The following is a 14,047-nucleotide window of genomic DNA, read 5'->3' as shown; positions in this document are numbered from 1 at the left end:
CTGTTAAGTCTTATGAGCGCTAATGATTCATTCTGCTAATTCAGATGGAGATTTTTAATGAGTGGTATACTCATAACGCTCAATATGACGTTCTAAGGGTCTATATGGAGTGATGGACAATTAAGCCATGGGCAGTTGCTTATTGGCTTTTTTAGTTTGTAGAAATACGGAAAATATCAAATCAGAAGGAGATTATTAATGGAAAATTTACAAACAGCAGAAGCCATTGAAAGAGAATCTATTGAGGTTACTGAGGGAGTTGAAGTAACTGAACAGGAACAGAATGTAAATCCGTTGGAACAAGAAAAGCAGGAGCTACAAAAAGAAACCAAGCGTTTAGAGCGAGAAAAAATTGAATTAGAAAATCTAAGATTACAGCTACAGCTTGAAGAACGAGGGTTTGGTTTTGCAAAGGAATTTGTAGAGACGTTTGGTCTTGCTAAAACGCCAATAGAAAAAGTTGACGCTCTAACAGAGTTAATAAATGAAGTAAAACTTGATATGGGCTTTAAGCCTAAGGAAGTTGCTAAGCAAGATGACTATACAGCTCACAAGAAAAATGGTGACGCTAAAGGCATGATTGCTAGTAAGTTCACAAAAATATTTAAGTAAAACAAATTAACGGGAAGAAGGAAATTATTAATGTTTAAATCACAATCATTTACAGAATCAGAACGCGTTTCATTAGCAAATGAGATTGCAGTAATTGGGGTTCAGGCAACACCATTTACATCATTACTTATGGCTAAAGGCAATATTGAAAAGGCACTTAGCACTGTGTACTCCTGGCGAGAAAACTCACTATCTAATGATGAAGATATTTCAGCGGTTGAAGGAGCAGACACAACAGTATTCTATGAATCTGCTAGAGCGGAACTAAGTAATATCCTTGAGATTTTCAAGAAGGGGGTTCAGGTATCAGGTACAGCAGAAGCAATGCAATCAACTCAGTTCTCAGCAGAAGTTGCTGACCGTTTACTAGAGTTAAAAGTTAACATGGAAAAGAAATTTATTAATGGTCTTAGAGCAGATGGTTCAAAAACACCATTTAAACGCCAATTATCAGGTCTAATTGAAATGGCTGATGCTACTAATGCTGTAACAGCTCCGATTGATGAAAATGCAATTAAGCAAGTTATGCGTAATCTTTGGAATCAGGATTTAGCAGAAGGTCAAGTATATGCCTTTGTAAATGCTGATATTAAAGAAAAAATTGACGCTATCTATAAGGATAACTACTCTTACAACCATGTGACAACATCATTTGGCTTACTAGTAGATGAAATTAACACTAATTATGGTTCAGTTAAATTTGTTTTATCAAAACATGTTCCTGCTGACAAAGTTGTGTTCTTCAATGACACTTATGTTGATGTAGCATATTTGCGTGAGCCACACTTTGAACCACTTGCAAAAACAGGTGATTCAGTGAAAGGTCAAGTAATTGCAGAAGCAACTTTAAAGGTTGGTTCAAAGAAAGCAATTGCAGTATTAACACAGGGTTAATAATCCCTTAGACACTCTCAGAAATGGGAGTGTCTTTTTCAATTCATTTCATGAAAATTTTTAACTAGAAGAAAGGAAGTAAGACCTTGACACAAATAGAGCTGTTCTTAATGCGTAGACGGAAGCAAATTAGGCTATCTGATATTGCTAGGCACATTGGTTGCTCAATCGCTTTGCTCTCAAAATATGAGAATAACAAAGTAGCTATGGAAGCAAATAAAGTACAGAAATACAAAGAATTTATTCTGAAAAACTAAGTGTTCAAATAAGCAGATAGGAGTTTATAAAATGACAAACTTAACTGAAAAAGACTTTTTCTTTTGCTTCACCAAGAAACTTTCAATCTATCTAAAAGAAGAGGGAATTTCTTATATCATAAAAGCTAGAAGCATTAAGGATAATGCGATTTACACAGTATATCAGAAAACTGATGAACTACAGCGAGCATTAGATAAATATAAGAAAATTAACTAGGTAGTTACCAAGAAGGTGACATCTTTTATAAAAATACAATCACACAGGAGTTTTTACATGATGGAATTTATTATGATTAACAATCAACTTATTTCAGATGGAAATGAGTTTCAACTAACACCGCAGGAGCTATATGTCTATTCGTTACTTTCAATAAGTAGGGACTATAGAGAGGATATTTATATTTCAGCTTCATTGCTTCATGCCAAAGGACAAATTGAACTTGCAAGCAACAAAAAGCGAGCAGTTAAAGCAATCAAAGATACTCTTATTTCTTTGAGAGATAAGAAGGTCATTAGATTTACTAGTATTGATGGTGAGCTTGTGGATGAATTTAATGCTAATGAGATTCTTATTGCTGAATTAGTGGAATTTGAAGATATAAGCCATACACAACTTAAATTTGATGTGTTCAATGAACTTACAGACATTCGCCAATTATATGTATATCTTGCTACCTATAGATGGGCTAACAGTGAGAATGGTATTTTTACTTGTTCTAAATCACGTTGGGCGATGATTTTAAATTGTTCAGAGTCAACAGCAGTCCAAGCTGTAAATGAAACAATTGAAGCAGGTCTAATTCACAAGAATATTGGTGATTACAACGATACAGGTAAGCAAAATACCAACCAATATAGAACAACACCTTTTGAAGATGATGAAATTACACATCATTCGTTTAAGAAAAATTATGCTGAAAAAGTAGTTGAAGAAGAAACAGACCTAGAGCATATCACTGTAGAACAGTTGAAGGAAACAGAGCAGCGATTCAACAAATTTAAAGATAAAAATGGTGAAGATGTATTCCCTATTGAACAGGATTATGTTGCTGTTTTAGACCTGCGAAAACAAAAAAGAGAAGTAGGTTTAACTGACATTGAAAAAAGAGTCTTGAGAGCAGGGGAAAACCGCATTAAGAAACTGAAAAAACAAGACTATTTAATAGATGAGTATGGCAATGAGTTTAAAATTGTTGATAGACATATTGAAAATGCAAAACTTTACATCCAAAACAGGGATGAAATGAACACTGAATATCACTAAAAGAGAGGACTGATATTTATGGATATTTACAAAGCACTTGAAGCAGTTCCATACAAGAAAAGGGAATACTTTAAATGGAGGTTTGACTTATATGTTAATCGCACTGAAGAACTCTCAGAAGAAGCATTGTGTCAAAAATTAGATGTGAAAACATTGAACCACATGAAGAAGTGGGAGAAATCTTCTGAGTATCTGATGTTGACTAATTTGTATCTTGAATCACGCATGGCGAATGATTTAGAGCAAATTTATCAAGTCACAGCAGAAAGAGCCACTGAAGGTGATGAAAAGGCTATTAAGCTTTTATTAGACCTTCAAAAGCAGGTCAGAGCATTTAATAAAGAGTTTAAGGCTACTCAGGTCTATGTGCCACAAGAAAGCAATGCTTATGATGAATTGGTGATGTAGCACATGGCAACTAAATCAAATAAACTTGAAAAAGTTCTTAGTGAGTTCCCACTTTTTGCTAAGAACTTTATTTTTATTACAGACAATGAAAATCAGGTCATTAAATTTGAAATCAATGAAGCACAGCAAGAAATTGAAAATCTTATGCTAGGGAATCGCTTTGTTGTGATTGGTAAAGCAAGGCAAGCAGGTATTTCAACATTTGTGCTAGCTAGGGCATTATGGAGAGCAGTAACCAAGCCTAACGAAAATATCTTAATTGTGAGTTATAAGGGTGATTCAGCAAAAGCGCTTTTTGAAAAGTTGAAGCAAATGAATGACGCTGTTCCAAGAGAAAAATTCCCTAATGTATTCCCGAAGGTTCGCAGGGATAACAGAAGCGAGCTATTGTTCACTAATGGTTCAAGAATATCAAGTGTTACAGCGGGGAACAAAGATATTGGGCGTGGTTCAACATACACCTATGTTCATTTATCTGAGTTTGCTTTTTATGCGTCACAGGAAACTCAACTACTCTCGGTTGAACAATCCCTTGCAAAAGGAGCTGAGAGCCAATTAACAATTGAAACAACCTCCAATGGTACAAGCAACCATTTCTACCGCCTGTATATGCAAGCCCTCAAAGGTAAGTCTAAGTATGTTCCTTATTTCATTCCTTTTTACCACAAGCTATACAAAAAGCAATTTGCCCATGATTATGATGAAGCCGAGTGTTGGTATAAAGCGACCAATGGTGGCAAGCGTCTTGCTTCTGATGGCTTAGAAGAAGATGAAGTAGCCCTATATACAGCGGGGGCTACCTTAAGGCAATTAATGTGGAGAAGATGGAAGGTTCAGGACATGGAAAATGAACAGCAGTTTATGCAAGAGTACCCCTCAAACCCCTTTGATTCTTTTGTTTCTACAGGTAGAAGTGTATTTGATCAACATAAGGTATTAACTAGGCTTTCTTATGCAATTGAGCCGTTACCTAAAAATGAGGTGCTGTCAGAAATACCTGAGAGCGTTCGAAAATACATTGGTAAAGGCTTAGACCTTTTCAAATATCCTGAGCGCAATATGAAATATTATTTTGGAGTCGATACAGCGAGTGGCTCAGGAAATGACTACTCAACAATTACTGCATTTGATTCAGAAGGACATCAAGTCATAAGTTTCTACCATAATAAGATTGCAGTCTATGAATTTGCTCAGGTCATTTATGACTTGGGGATTTTTTATAACTATGCCTTTTTGACAGTAGAACGCAATTCATATGGTTTACCTGTTATTGAACGCCTACGCAAAGAGCGTGGCTATCTTAATATGTATAAGATGAAAACCTTTGATGAACGAGGAAAGAAGAAGTTGCAAATAGGCTTTATCACTTCTGAAAAAACAAAGGCGATAATGATAAGTGATATGAAAGAGCAATTTGAGCTTGGACTTATCAATATCGAATGTAAGACAACCTTACAGCAAATGCAGATGTTCGTTGAAACAAATGGTCGCTTAGGAAATAAGCGAGGAAATAGTGAATTGCACCACGATGATAGCGTTATTTCAACAGCATTGGCTATTCAAGGCATGAAAATAAATAAATGGTATGTATAGGAGAATCGCAAAATGGAAGCATTTAAAAAGTATCGTGATAGTTTAAACATAATTGAGCAACAGTTGTCCAATGAAAAGAATAAGTTAGGTTTTGAGAATGATCTCATAGAAGGCGATTAAAAGAGTGTTAGAAGGAGATTGCTTTTTCTTTAAGAGCAATGTACCTAAAAGGGATTCCTTTTGTTCCTGTTGAAACTATTGAATATAAGCGGAAGCAATTGGCTCAACTAGAGAAAGGTATTCGATAGTATTCAAATCCTTTTGATTTAAATTATTCCTATACCATTTGCTATTAAGGTAAAGAGAAAGTGATATATGAAACAAATTTTGGTTAGAAGGATTCACAATAAAAATATAATTGTATTAGTATAAGATGAACAACAATAAAGAATTAGTTTTAGATTGCATTAGGATATTTCTTTCAATAGTGAGGATATAATTAAGTACCAATTGGTAAATGTATAATTAAGATGAAGATGTTTGAGAAGTAAAATTATACGCTAAGCATATAAGGGCGCAGACAGAACAGAGATTTTTATCAAACTTAAAGTGTATCAAGATAGAGATTGGTACGAGAGATAGAAGTTTCAGCCATACTCATTCAGGGTGTGGCATTTTATTTTTAATAAGAAAGGAAAAAGAAGATGGACTTATATAGATTTTTACAATTAAAGCACAAAGGTAATCCCACTTGGTTCTTAGAGGAAATAAACTCTTATGACAACCAAGTGCGTTTGCAGGATGTGTTTAGTAAGAAAAAATATTTAGATGGTCAGCACAAGATACTACAACGTGATTCATTTAAGTACAATGGTCAGTTAATTGAGCCACGCAAGATTGTGATTCAGTTGGCTAAGACTATTTTGAACTTCCAAACGCAATACCTGTTGAAGAACAGTGTTAATATCATTGGAGTTGAGAAAATGGTTGAGCAATTTTTGAAAGTAAATAAGCTAGGTCGCTTTGATGATAAGAATGTTATTATCCTAAACAAATTAATCAAGTTTGGTCAGGTAGCTGAATACCTTTTCATTAATGCTAAAGGGAGAATTGATTCAAAAATTATTGACGCAGAGGATGGTACACCTGTGTTCAATCATCATGGGGAAATGATTGCCTTTGTTGAGCATTATGTCTTTGATGGTATTGCTTATTATACAATTTATTCTGATAAGTTAGTCCAAGAATGGTCAAATGAAGGTGGAGAATTAAAGCTAGTTGCTCAGTATGCTAATCTAAGTGGCTTACCTGTCCTATACAAGACTAACAATGAATTTAGTGATACAGAAGGTCGCTCAGAGTTAGATGATTATATGGGGATATTGGATAACATGGAGGATGTATTATCTAAGTATGTTGACAGCATGTATAAGTTTATGAATCCTATTCCTGTTGCGGTTGGTCAGCAACTTAAAGACTCGTTGCCTACTAATATTGTTGGTGGAGGCTTAAACCTTGATGATGGTGCTGACTTCAAAATGGTAACTAACCAATTAGATTCAAAGTCTTTTGAATTAGTCTACAAGACGCTACAACAGGCTTTATTAGATGTAAGTTCAACGCCTGCTGTTTCCATGAACAAAACTGATGTAAGCAATCTATCCGAGGTGAGTATTAAGTTGCTGTTCTCATTAGCGGATACGAAAGCAGGATTAAATGAAACATACTTAAAGCAGGGCTTTTATGAGCGTTGGGAAAAGGTTTGTAAGCTGTTGAGTTACAAAGGGGTTCATATTTCAGAAGATGATTTTATGACGCTTGAGTTTAACTTCCAATACAACACTCCATCTAACCATGCTGAGATTATTGATAATATGAGTAAGCAACATGCAATGGGCGCTTTAAGCGCTGAAACAATTCTTGAGCAATCACCTTACGTGAATGATGTTGCACTTGAGATGAATCGAATACAAGATGTGAAACCATTTGAACAGGTAGAACACAGTAATCATGATGGCTCAAGTCACCTTGCTGAAAAGGTATCATAAAGATGGATAAAACAGGTGTCTATATTTAAAGGAAATCATAAAGATTTTTATTATATGTAGGGCATTTTTATTTGGTGAATAATAGTGTTTTTTCGGGTGTGAAGAGTGGGAGAGAGTATGTCCAAATTTTCACGCCTGTTACAACAGTTGTATTGGAGGTGAATGAACAATGGAGAAAATGAGTTTATTCACTATCCTAGCATTGACAGTAACATCATTATCCTTCCTTATTGGTGGGTGGCATGTATCATTGACTGTTCTTGTTGCGTTTATGGTTATTGATATTGTTACAGGCGTAATGGTGTCATTTGTGCAAAAACGTCTATCCTCAAAGGTTGCTTTTGTCGGCTTCTTGAAGAAAGCCACTATTATGATTGTAATAGTCTTAGCGAACCTATTAGACGTACTTACAGCGTCAGGTGTGCCAGTCTTTAGAACAATGGCTATTTACTTCTATATCGGCATGGAAGGGTTGTCTATAACTGAGAATCTAGTTAGGATAGGTGTACCGTTGCCTAAAGGGATAAAGGAACGGCTGATGCAGTTAGCGAATGAGGAAAATGAACAAAAATATTAATGTATTAAATCGTTGTTTTTTTTGCAAGATTTTTCAATAGCCTTACAGATATGTAGATGGAAGAAACCTTGATGTATCAATGTCGAATAAATAGCATTTCTGTAAAATTTAAAGAATGTTGTTGTATCAGTGTTTATTACTTATTCCAGTTTACATAACTAAGGTTATTGGAAGTTGAAATTGAATATAAAATGAATTAATTGGAGTGATTATCGAAAATGAACAATTTACAGCGCTTACAGTTGGAAACAAAAGGTATAGACCTTGAGCAGAATGAGTTGATGATGTATCTTGCTGAAAACGGTCTTGATGCTTATTCAGAGTACAATTCGCATTCTATGACAGACAAGAAGGCAATCTATTCTACTGCTCTCGGTATGCTTGAATCAGTAGCTAACAATCCAACACTGATGAAAGCCGTAAAAATAGATGATATGACAGTCAGTGAGTTCCACGAGAACCTAATGAAGCGTATTGACCAATTAAATTATAAGGTTAGAACCATGAGAACTGAAAATAATAACTCAGATGTGTTCATGCTGTATGTGTAGGTGGTGGGTAAGATGAAACTATTTGACGCTCAGACACTCTCAGAAACGTTTTCAGGGCTTGTTCAACCATACATGAAGAATGAGTTGACTGTTACACCAAGCACAATAGAGGGCTTTATGTCAAATGCTACGCTGTCAACTAACAGCACGTTTTACTTTCATTCCTTGAACGAATTCAAGCGTGGCGATTACTTTACTATTAACGATAGTTACTACCTTGTGACAGGTGATGTAGTAGTTCAGAGAGGGTTCAAATATAAAGCCCTAGTGGAATATTGCAACTATGTCATTGAGCCAACTACTACTGTAAAAATCAAAGTAGGAACTGACGCTATGGGTAGACCAATCTACAAAACAGAAACAGTTGTAGATCGCTCTGAGCCTGCTGTGATTAGCTATAAGGAAATGACAGTGGATGAAGATTCCATTGTAACGGCTACTAAGACGCTTGTTATAAATGTACAAGATAACGCTAAGAACCGAAAGGGATTCCAAGTGAATAGTACACTAGCAATTCATGGGCGAACATATAAAGTAATTAACGCTGAGATTGTGAAGGTTGGGCTGATAGAGTTAAAAGTTCAGTCAGAAGATGTATTACTTCCACCTTTAGGTGGTAAATAATGATACCCCTATTTGAGTCTCTTCTATATATACCTTACCAATTTTCACACGCATATAAAAAATATGAAATATTACTCGGTAATTATGTATATTATGGCGATATATAGTTATTTTACAAAATTCAGGAGTGGTGGTTCTGGAAGAAAGAGGAATAGTTCGGAAGTCACTAGAGGAAAGATTCAATGAACAGAATAAGAATAAGCAATTAAAAGTATCATATACACTTATAGGTTTTATTGGCGCTATTGTATCAATTAGCATGGACTTTTATAAATTGTTTATTTATGAAAACAATGATAGTGACAGTTATTATATTAGCTCTAGTAAAAATGTCTATGTTGGAGGTGATGCTTATAGCTACATTCTCAACGGTACATATGCAACTTTTATGTTAGTAGGTAGTATTTATGGGATTTGCCTGTTCAATGTTAATCTTAAAGAGTATTAATGAGAATAAACTAGGAGTTTAACTTCAATGAAGAAAACTACTGTATGCGTGCTTTTTATTAGTGATTACAGCTATTTTTATTAGCGCCTGTGGAAATAAAAAGCAATGCACCTGAAAATGTGCGTGAGGATGTATGGAATCATGGAATACAATTTGCTATCTTTATGAAAGATACGATTAATGAAGAAATATCGAAGGATTCCATGAAGCTTTCGAAGATTACTTTACAACTTATAAAGAAGATGCAACAGAAGAAAAAATATTAGATGCTTGAAAGCTACACAACTTATTTATGGTGTGACTAAGGCGATTTTTCAAAGTGGAGGTAGTTTTGCCACTGATGGAGGCTTTAATGAAATGTATAAACATGTAGAAGAAGCGATAGGGGTTTCAAATATAGAATATGAGAATTAAGCTAAAGAAGTAATGAAAAAGACGCTTTCAAAATACGAATAGATATTTCATTAAGAACATTAAAAAGGTAGGGCAGTTGCCAAACCTTTTTGTTTAGGAAAGTTTTATCTTATGGGTAGTAATCAATTTGGTAGGTATAGTGGTATTATAATTTATAATAGAAGGTAATATATATAATGATGAAACTTAATTGAGGTATAATTGCCTCTTTTTTATACAATAGAAGAAAGTAAATTAAACTACCAATAAATTTATAACTATAGTCATAAATATAATGAAACTTTAGTTAAATAAAGTGTTTGATAACCTAGATATATCAACATTTCATTTTTTTATTTTTTTATTATTCCTTTAGACAAATAGCAAATTCATCGCCATGATTGCAGACAAGATACGCATCGACATGATGGCGAGTTAATCTCAGCTTATCAAGGTTTGTAATGTTTGTCTTAGCTAAAATGACCGGTAAATCTATATTAGATAAAGCTTAAACAGCGAAAATTATAACGCCTGCCTTTTTAGACAGTTTACGCCGCCTGTTTGGGGGGCGTATTTTTTATGTTTATAAGTCCATTTTTAATCAAGATAGACCGTTATATGTTGGATTGTTCAGTAAATTCGGGTAACTTTGGAATAGATGACGTTTAAAAGCGTCAAGGTAGAGCGTGTACGAGTTTATATTCGTTCAATTGTAGAAAGAGGAAAGTTTGAGGTTAGTGCTGTTGAAATGCTTGTAACGTGCCCGAAACGAATAGATGTTCTCCGGTTATAAGTAAAAAAAAGTTGGATTGTGGTAAAAACCTAAAAGAGTTCACTTTTTTCGATTGCCATCGCTGTTAATATCAGTTTTAAAGAATAACTACAGCTTTTGAATTTATGGAAAATTAATCTCATATTTTAAATGAAGAAGAAACATTTGGAGGAGGTATTAAGATGGGTTTATTTGATGGGATAATAGGTAATGCGAGTGAAGTAAATCTAGAAAAATTACGGGAAGAAGTTAAAGATTTATTAACACCTCACGAAACAATTAAACACGCTTATAAAATTATAAGAGACACTTTTATTTTTACGGATAAAAGACTTATTTTAATCGATAAACAAGGAGTAACTGGGAAGAAAACGCAATATCATTCAATTCCATATAAGAGTATTCTTCATTTTTCAGTCGAAACTGCGGGAACGTTTGATTTAGATGCAGAGTTGAAAATTTGGGTTTCAGGTAGTGAATTACCGATTCAGAAAAACTTTAATAAATCAACTAACATCTATAAAATTCAAAGTGTGTTAGCGGAATATGTATTAGGCAAGTAATAAATATAACTTCTTTCAGCAGAAGTCATATCCAAATACCTGTACCTGTCGCTACCAAAACACTTGCTGAAAGAAGTTAAAGCTTGTGGCGGTTGTCACGGAATCGGAAAGGAGTTCTTGGTGAAGCAAAGATTCCAGACGCAATTATGCCGAAACTTGTCAACATACTGTGGGTCGTCTATCTTAGCTTGAATGTATATAATTATATTGGGTGATAACATATGAAAAGTGTAAACTTACAGCTTGACGAAAATAACTCGTTAGAAATAACGCAGATAGAAGAAAATTTATTTGAGATGCGACTTGGAATGAATGGAAGCATTAGTGTGTACTATATGACACGTGAACAGCTCCTGAATTTCGATCAACTTGGCGCTCCTATTCGCATTGAGGCTTTTTTAGAGAATGACTCGTAACTATATTTCAAACCTATTTGAGTAGTTGATAAATGGTTTTCAAGACACTTTCATATAAGTATTGTAGGCCTAATGTAGGTTTTTGAAAATTAAGACAGATACATTAGTATTATTTCAATTTATTAAAGATTTTGTGAATTCTTTGGTTATTAACGGTGGATTTATTCAATTCGTGAAAGGGAATTTTAAAATTTGAGTAAAAACATACCTTTTTATAGTATAAACAGACTAATTATGATGTTAAAATTAAAAGTATATAAAAATATATTACTTACAAAGTATGGGTAAAATCTTTCTTGGTAGTGACAATTGTCTCTAAACAAATGTAATTAGATTGTATATACTTACTGTTAGAGGGAAGGAGGAGGTAACTTGATACTAGTTCGAAATGATAAATTCGAAATAACCGAAGAAAATGGTAAGGTCTATATGATTACTTACAGTGCTGGCTATCCATTAAAGGAATTTGATAGTATTTTACGTAGTCATCCCCGACTTAAATTATCAAATTTTTCAATTTTAAAAAATGTCTTAGCAACAGAAAACAATAGCCCTGTTGAAATTGGACGCTGGCTTCCAAATGTTGAAGCAGAAATTGCACGAGATAAAATGTCTGCCTCGATATTTGTATATGAAACACATGATTATATACAAGAGAATAAAGAGAAATTAACTCAACAAATTCTGGAAACAATCGAGAGCGAAGGAATTGTTTATGGAATATTAGATTTTGATATTTCTAAAATTGATCCAGGAAAAGCATTTTTAATTGCACAAGGCACACCACCTGTAGCAGGAACAGATGCACAAATTACATACTTACCTAAACCAGAGAGAAAGCCAGTAATTCGCGAAGATGGGAAAGCTGATTATTATGACATGAACTTTATTTCTGAAATTTCAGAAGGTTCTTGGCTAGGTGAAAAAATCCCTGCAACATTAGGTAAACCGGGGAAAAATGTACTAGGAGAAATTATGGCTGCTGTACCAGGTCGTGATTTTCCTATACGATACGATAAAAAGTCAGCTTATGAAGTAGAAGAGGATGGGAAAACTGTCATCCGTTCTAAAATAGCTGGTGTATTAGATGATGTTAAGGGTATGATCGGTGTTAATAGACATTTGCCAATTAATGGAGACGTTGGCGTTGAAACAGGGAATATTGAATTTAATGGCTCGTTAAGTATAAAAGGAACAGTTACATCAGGCTATACAGTCATTGCTACTGGAGATATTTCCATCGAGGGTGCTGAAAGTGTAAGCGGTGCCAAACTTATTAAATCCATTGAAGGAGACGTTTATATTCGTGGAGGGATTTTTGGTTTAGGATCAACTGTTGTAGAGGCAGGCGGAAATATTTTCGTTAAGCATGTCAATGAAGCAAATCTAGTTGCAGCGGACAGCATTCATATAGGATTTTACGCATTAGGATCACAACTCTCTGCGCATTCAATTTTTGTGGACGAACGAAAAGGGAAAATTATTGGGGGCCGTACGGTAGCTAAAAATACAATCGTCACTGCCATCTCAGGAAACCGTTTAGAGCGTCGGACGGACTTAATCATTGAAAGCGTTAATAAACAAGAAAGATACTCTATGATGCAAGAGAAGGCTACACAGCTTAAATCGCTACAATCAGAAATCTCTGAGCGCGAGGGGAAAATTAAAAGCTTACTGCCTTTCCTTGATAAAATGTCTAAGGAACAAATAGCTACATTTGAGGAAACAAAACAAAGTTTAACAAAATTGAAAGCGGATGCAGTAACAATCGATCATGAGGTTAAGCTCATAATGGATGAGATGCGTCATGCTGGAAAAGAAGAAATTATTGTGACGAAGGAAGCTCATCCAGGTACCTATATTCAAATTGGCAAAAAATCATCCTTATTAAGTAAGGTGACAAATGGTAAATTTCTTCTCGAATTTGGTGAGTTAAATGTCTAGGGAATCATTCATTCCTGTATTTGCACATCGGGGGGCTTCAGCGTATACACTTGAAAATACTTTGAAGGCTTTTGAAAAGGCTTTAGAGCTAGGAGCAGATGGGATTGAATTAGATATCCAGCTTTCAAAAGAAGGTATTCCAGTTGTGTATCATGATCCACAGCTGTCAAGATTGGTTGGCATCAATAAGCATGTGAACGAATGTACGATAGAAGAGCTAGTAAGCTTTAAACTTGGAAAGCCTTGGAGGCGATTGTTTTCAACTTTTAAAATCCCGACGTTTGATGTCGTTTTAGCTTGGGCAAATTCACAACAGCTACCCCTTAATATCGAATTAAAATCTACAATTCTTAATAATAAAAACGCACTTATTCAAATGCTTCATGGGCTTACTTTGCCAGTTGGCAGTCATTTTTCATCGTTTCACTATGAGCTACTGGAGATTGTAAAACAATATAAGCCAAACTATGAAACAGCACTTATAGCAACAAAAAAATTAAAGTGGGATTTGCTTAGTGATTACAAAGCTATTGACAGTGTTCATATGCATAAAAGGTACTATAAGCCAAGATATTTGGAGGCTTGTGTAGCGAGTAATAAAGCATGTCGTTATTATGCAATCGATGGGGATGAAACATTTTTATTGAATCCGCATCCTTCTGTAATTGGTTGGATTTCTGATTTTCCTGATAAAGTAATTGCGAAACAGCAACGATAATCATTCTGATGAATGAAGATAAAAA

15 protein-coding genes are annotated in these 14,047 nt (G+C 34.6%); all 15 read left to right on the top strand.

Going from position 1 to position 14,047, the window contains the following annotated elements; translation table 11 throughout:
- Window positions 1-198 precede the first annotated feature (198 nt).
- The 15 genes from MY533_RS13545 to MY533_RS13475 all read left to right on the top strand — a co-directional run bounded on the left by MY533_RS13545 (window position 199) and on the right by MY533_RS13475 (window position 14,022).
- Window positions 199-612 carry a hypothetical protein gene (locus MY533_RS13545; protein WP_248716387.1) on the top strand — a complete coding sequence of 138 codons (414 nt, stop codon included), beginning with the start codon at window positions 199-201 and terminating at the stop codon, window positions 610-612.
- Between the two features lie 30 nt (window positions 613-642).
- Window positions 643-1,506, top strand: coding sequence for an SU10 major capsid protein (locus MY533_RS13540; RefSeq protein ID WP_248716386.1), 864 nt, complete (start codon window positions 643-645; stop codon window positions 1,504-1,506).
- 288 nt (window positions 1,507-1,794) lie between these two features.
- On the top strand, window positions 1,795-1,980 hold the full coding sequence (locus tag MY533_RS13535) for a DUF5659 domain-containing protein (RefSeq protein WP_132356652.1): 186 nt from the start codon (window positions 1,795-1,797) through the stop codon (window positions 1,978-1,980).
- Window positions 1,981-2,037: 57 nt separating this feature from the next.
- Complete coding sequence (locus MY533_RS13530) at window positions 2,038-3,027, top strand: hypothetical protein (RefSeq protein WP_248716385.1); 990 nt, start codon at window positions 2,038-2,040, stop codon at window positions 3,025-3,027.
- 18 nt (window positions 3,028-3,045) lie between these two features.
- Complete coding sequence (locus tag MY533_RS13525) at window positions 3,046-3,435, top strand: hypothetical protein (RefSeq protein WP_248716384.1); 390 nt, start codon at window positions 3,046-3,048, stop codon at window positions 3,433-3,435.
- A 3-nt stretch (window positions 3,436-3,438) separates the two neighbouring features.
- Window positions 3,439-5,028: a terminase large subunit domain-containing protein gene (locus tag MY533_RS13520; protein ID WP_248716383.1), complete on the top strand. Its 1,590-nt coding sequence runs from the start codon at window positions 3,439-3,441 to the stop codon at window positions 5,026-5,028.
- Between the two features lie 644 nt (window positions 5,029-5,672).
- Window positions 5,673-7,016: a phage portal protein gene (locus MY533_RS13515; RefSeq protein ID WP_248716382.1), complete on the top strand. Its 1,344-nt coding sequence runs from the start codon at window positions 5,673-5,675 to the stop codon at window positions 7,014-7,016.
- A 169-nt stretch (window positions 7,017-7,185) separates the two neighbouring features.
- A complete protein-coding gene (locus MY533_RS13510) occupies window positions 7,186-7,593 on the top strand; it encodes a phage holin family protein (protein ID WP_132356647.1) in 408 nt (135 codons plus the stop codon).
- A 218-nt stretch (window positions 7,594-7,811) separates the two neighbouring features.
- Window positions 7,812-8,144 carry a hypothetical protein gene (locus tag MY533_RS13505; RefSeq protein ID WP_248716381.1) on the top strand — a complete coding sequence of 111 codons (333 nt, stop codon included), beginning with the start codon at window positions 7,812-7,814 and terminating at the stop codon, window positions 8,142-8,144.
- 12 nt (window positions 8,145-8,156) lie between these two features.
- Window positions 8,157-8,768, top strand: coding sequence for a hypothetical protein (locus tag MY533_RS13500; RefSeq protein ID WP_248716380.1), 612 nt, complete (start codon window positions 8,157-8,159; stop codon window positions 8,766-8,768).
- A 130-nt stretch (window positions 8,769-8,898) separates the two neighbouring features.
- The gene (locus MY533_RS13495; RefSeq protein WP_248716379.1) at window positions 8,899-9,216 is read left to right on the top strand and encodes a hypothetical protein; all 318 of its coding nucleotides are present in this window, start codon (window positions 8,899-8,901) and stop codon (window positions 9,214-9,216) included.
- A gap of 1,347 nt (window positions 9,217-10,563) precedes the next feature.
- Window positions 10,564-10,944: a PH domain-containing protein gene (locus tag MY533_RS13490; protein ID WP_132356642.1), complete on the top strand. Its 381-nt coding sequence runs from the start codon at window positions 10,564-10,566 to the stop codon at window positions 10,942-10,944.
- 221 nt (window positions 10,945-11,165) lie between these two features.
- On the top strand, window positions 11,166-11,360 hold the full coding sequence (locus tag MY533_RS13485; protein WP_248716378.1) for a hypothetical protein: 195 nt from the start codon (window positions 11,166-11,168) through the stop codon (window positions 11,358-11,360).
- A 372-nt stretch (window positions 11,361-11,732) separates the two neighbouring features.
- Window positions 11,733-13,304, top strand: coding sequence for a flagellar assembly protein A (locus tag MY533_RS13480; RefSeq protein WP_248716377.1), 1,572 nt, complete (start codon window positions 11,733-11,735; stop codon window positions 13,302-13,304).
- The gene (locus MY533_RS13475; protein WP_248716376.1) at window positions 13,297-14,022 is read left to right on the top strand and encodes a glycerophosphodiester phosphodiesterase; all 726 of its coding nucleotides are present in this window, start codon (window positions 13,297-13,299) and stop codon (window positions 14,020-14,022) included. The genes MY533_RS13480 and MY533_RS13475 overlap by 8 nt, the downstream gene beginning before the upstream one ends.
- Window positions 14,023-14,047 lie beyond the last annotated feature (25 nt).

It is taken from the genome of Lysinibacillus sp. Ag94, from assembly GCF_023242215.1.
GTDB lineage: Bacteria > Bacillota > Bacilli > Bacillales_A > Planococcaceae > Lysinibacillus.
The sequence above is the reverse complement of the archived record's forward strand: the minus strand, read 5'-3'. Positions and strand labels throughout refer to the sequence as shown.

Excerpts from the sequence above, each read along its gene's own strand:
- MY533_RS13535 (WP_132356652.1), top strand. The coding sequence starts at position 1,795 with ATGACAAACTTAACTGAAAAAGACTTTTTCTTTTGCTTCACCAAGAAA.
- MY533_RS13490 (WP_132356642.1), top strand. The coding sequence starts at position 10,564 with ATGGGTTTATTTGATGGGATAATAGGTAATGCGAGTGAAGTAAATCTA.
- MY533_RS13525 (WP_248716384.1), top strand. The coding sequence starts at position 3,046 with ATGGATATTTACAAAGCACTTGAAGCAGTTCCATACAAGAAAAGGGAA.
- MY533_RS13510 (WP_132356647.1), top strand. The coding sequence starts at position 7,186 with ATGGAGAAAATGAGTTTATTCACTATCCTAGCATTGACAGTAACATCA.
- MY533_RS13500 (WP_248716380.1), top strand. The coding sequence starts at position 8,157 with ATGAAACTATTTGACGCTCAGACACTCTCAGAAACGTTTTCAGGGCTT.
- MY533_RS13515 (WP_248716382.1), top strand. The coding sequence starts at position 5,673 with ATGGACTTATATAGATTTTTACAATTAAAGCACAAAGGTAATCCCACT.
- MY533_RS13475 (WP_248716376.1), top strand. The coding sequence starts at position 13,297 with ATGTCTAGGGAATCATTCATTCCTGTATTTGCACATCGGGGGGCTTCA.
- MY533_RS13530 (WP_248716385.1), top strand. The coding sequence starts at position 2,038 with ATGATGGAATTTATTATGATTAACAATCAACTTATTTCAGATGGAAAT.
- MY533_RS13545 (WP_248716387.1), top strand. The coding sequence starts at position 199 with ATGGAAAATTTACAAACAGCAGAAGCCATTGAAAGAGAATCTATTGAG.
- MY533_RS13485 (WP_248716378.1), top strand. The coding sequence starts at position 11,166 with ATGAAAAGTGTAAACTTACAGCTTGACGAAAATAACTCGTTAGAAATA.
- MY533_RS13505 (WP_248716381.1), top strand. The coding sequence starts at position 7,812 with ATGAACAATTTACAGCGCTTACAGTTGGAAACAAAAGGTATAGACCTT.
- MY533_RS13540 (WP_248716386.1), top strand. The coding sequence starts at position 643 with ATGTTTAAATCACAATCATTTACAGAATCAGAACGCGTTTCATTAGCA.
- MY533_RS13520 (WP_248716383.1), top strand. The coding sequence starts at position 3,439 with ATGGCAACTAAATCAAATAAACTTGAAAAAGTTCTTAGTGAGTTCCCA.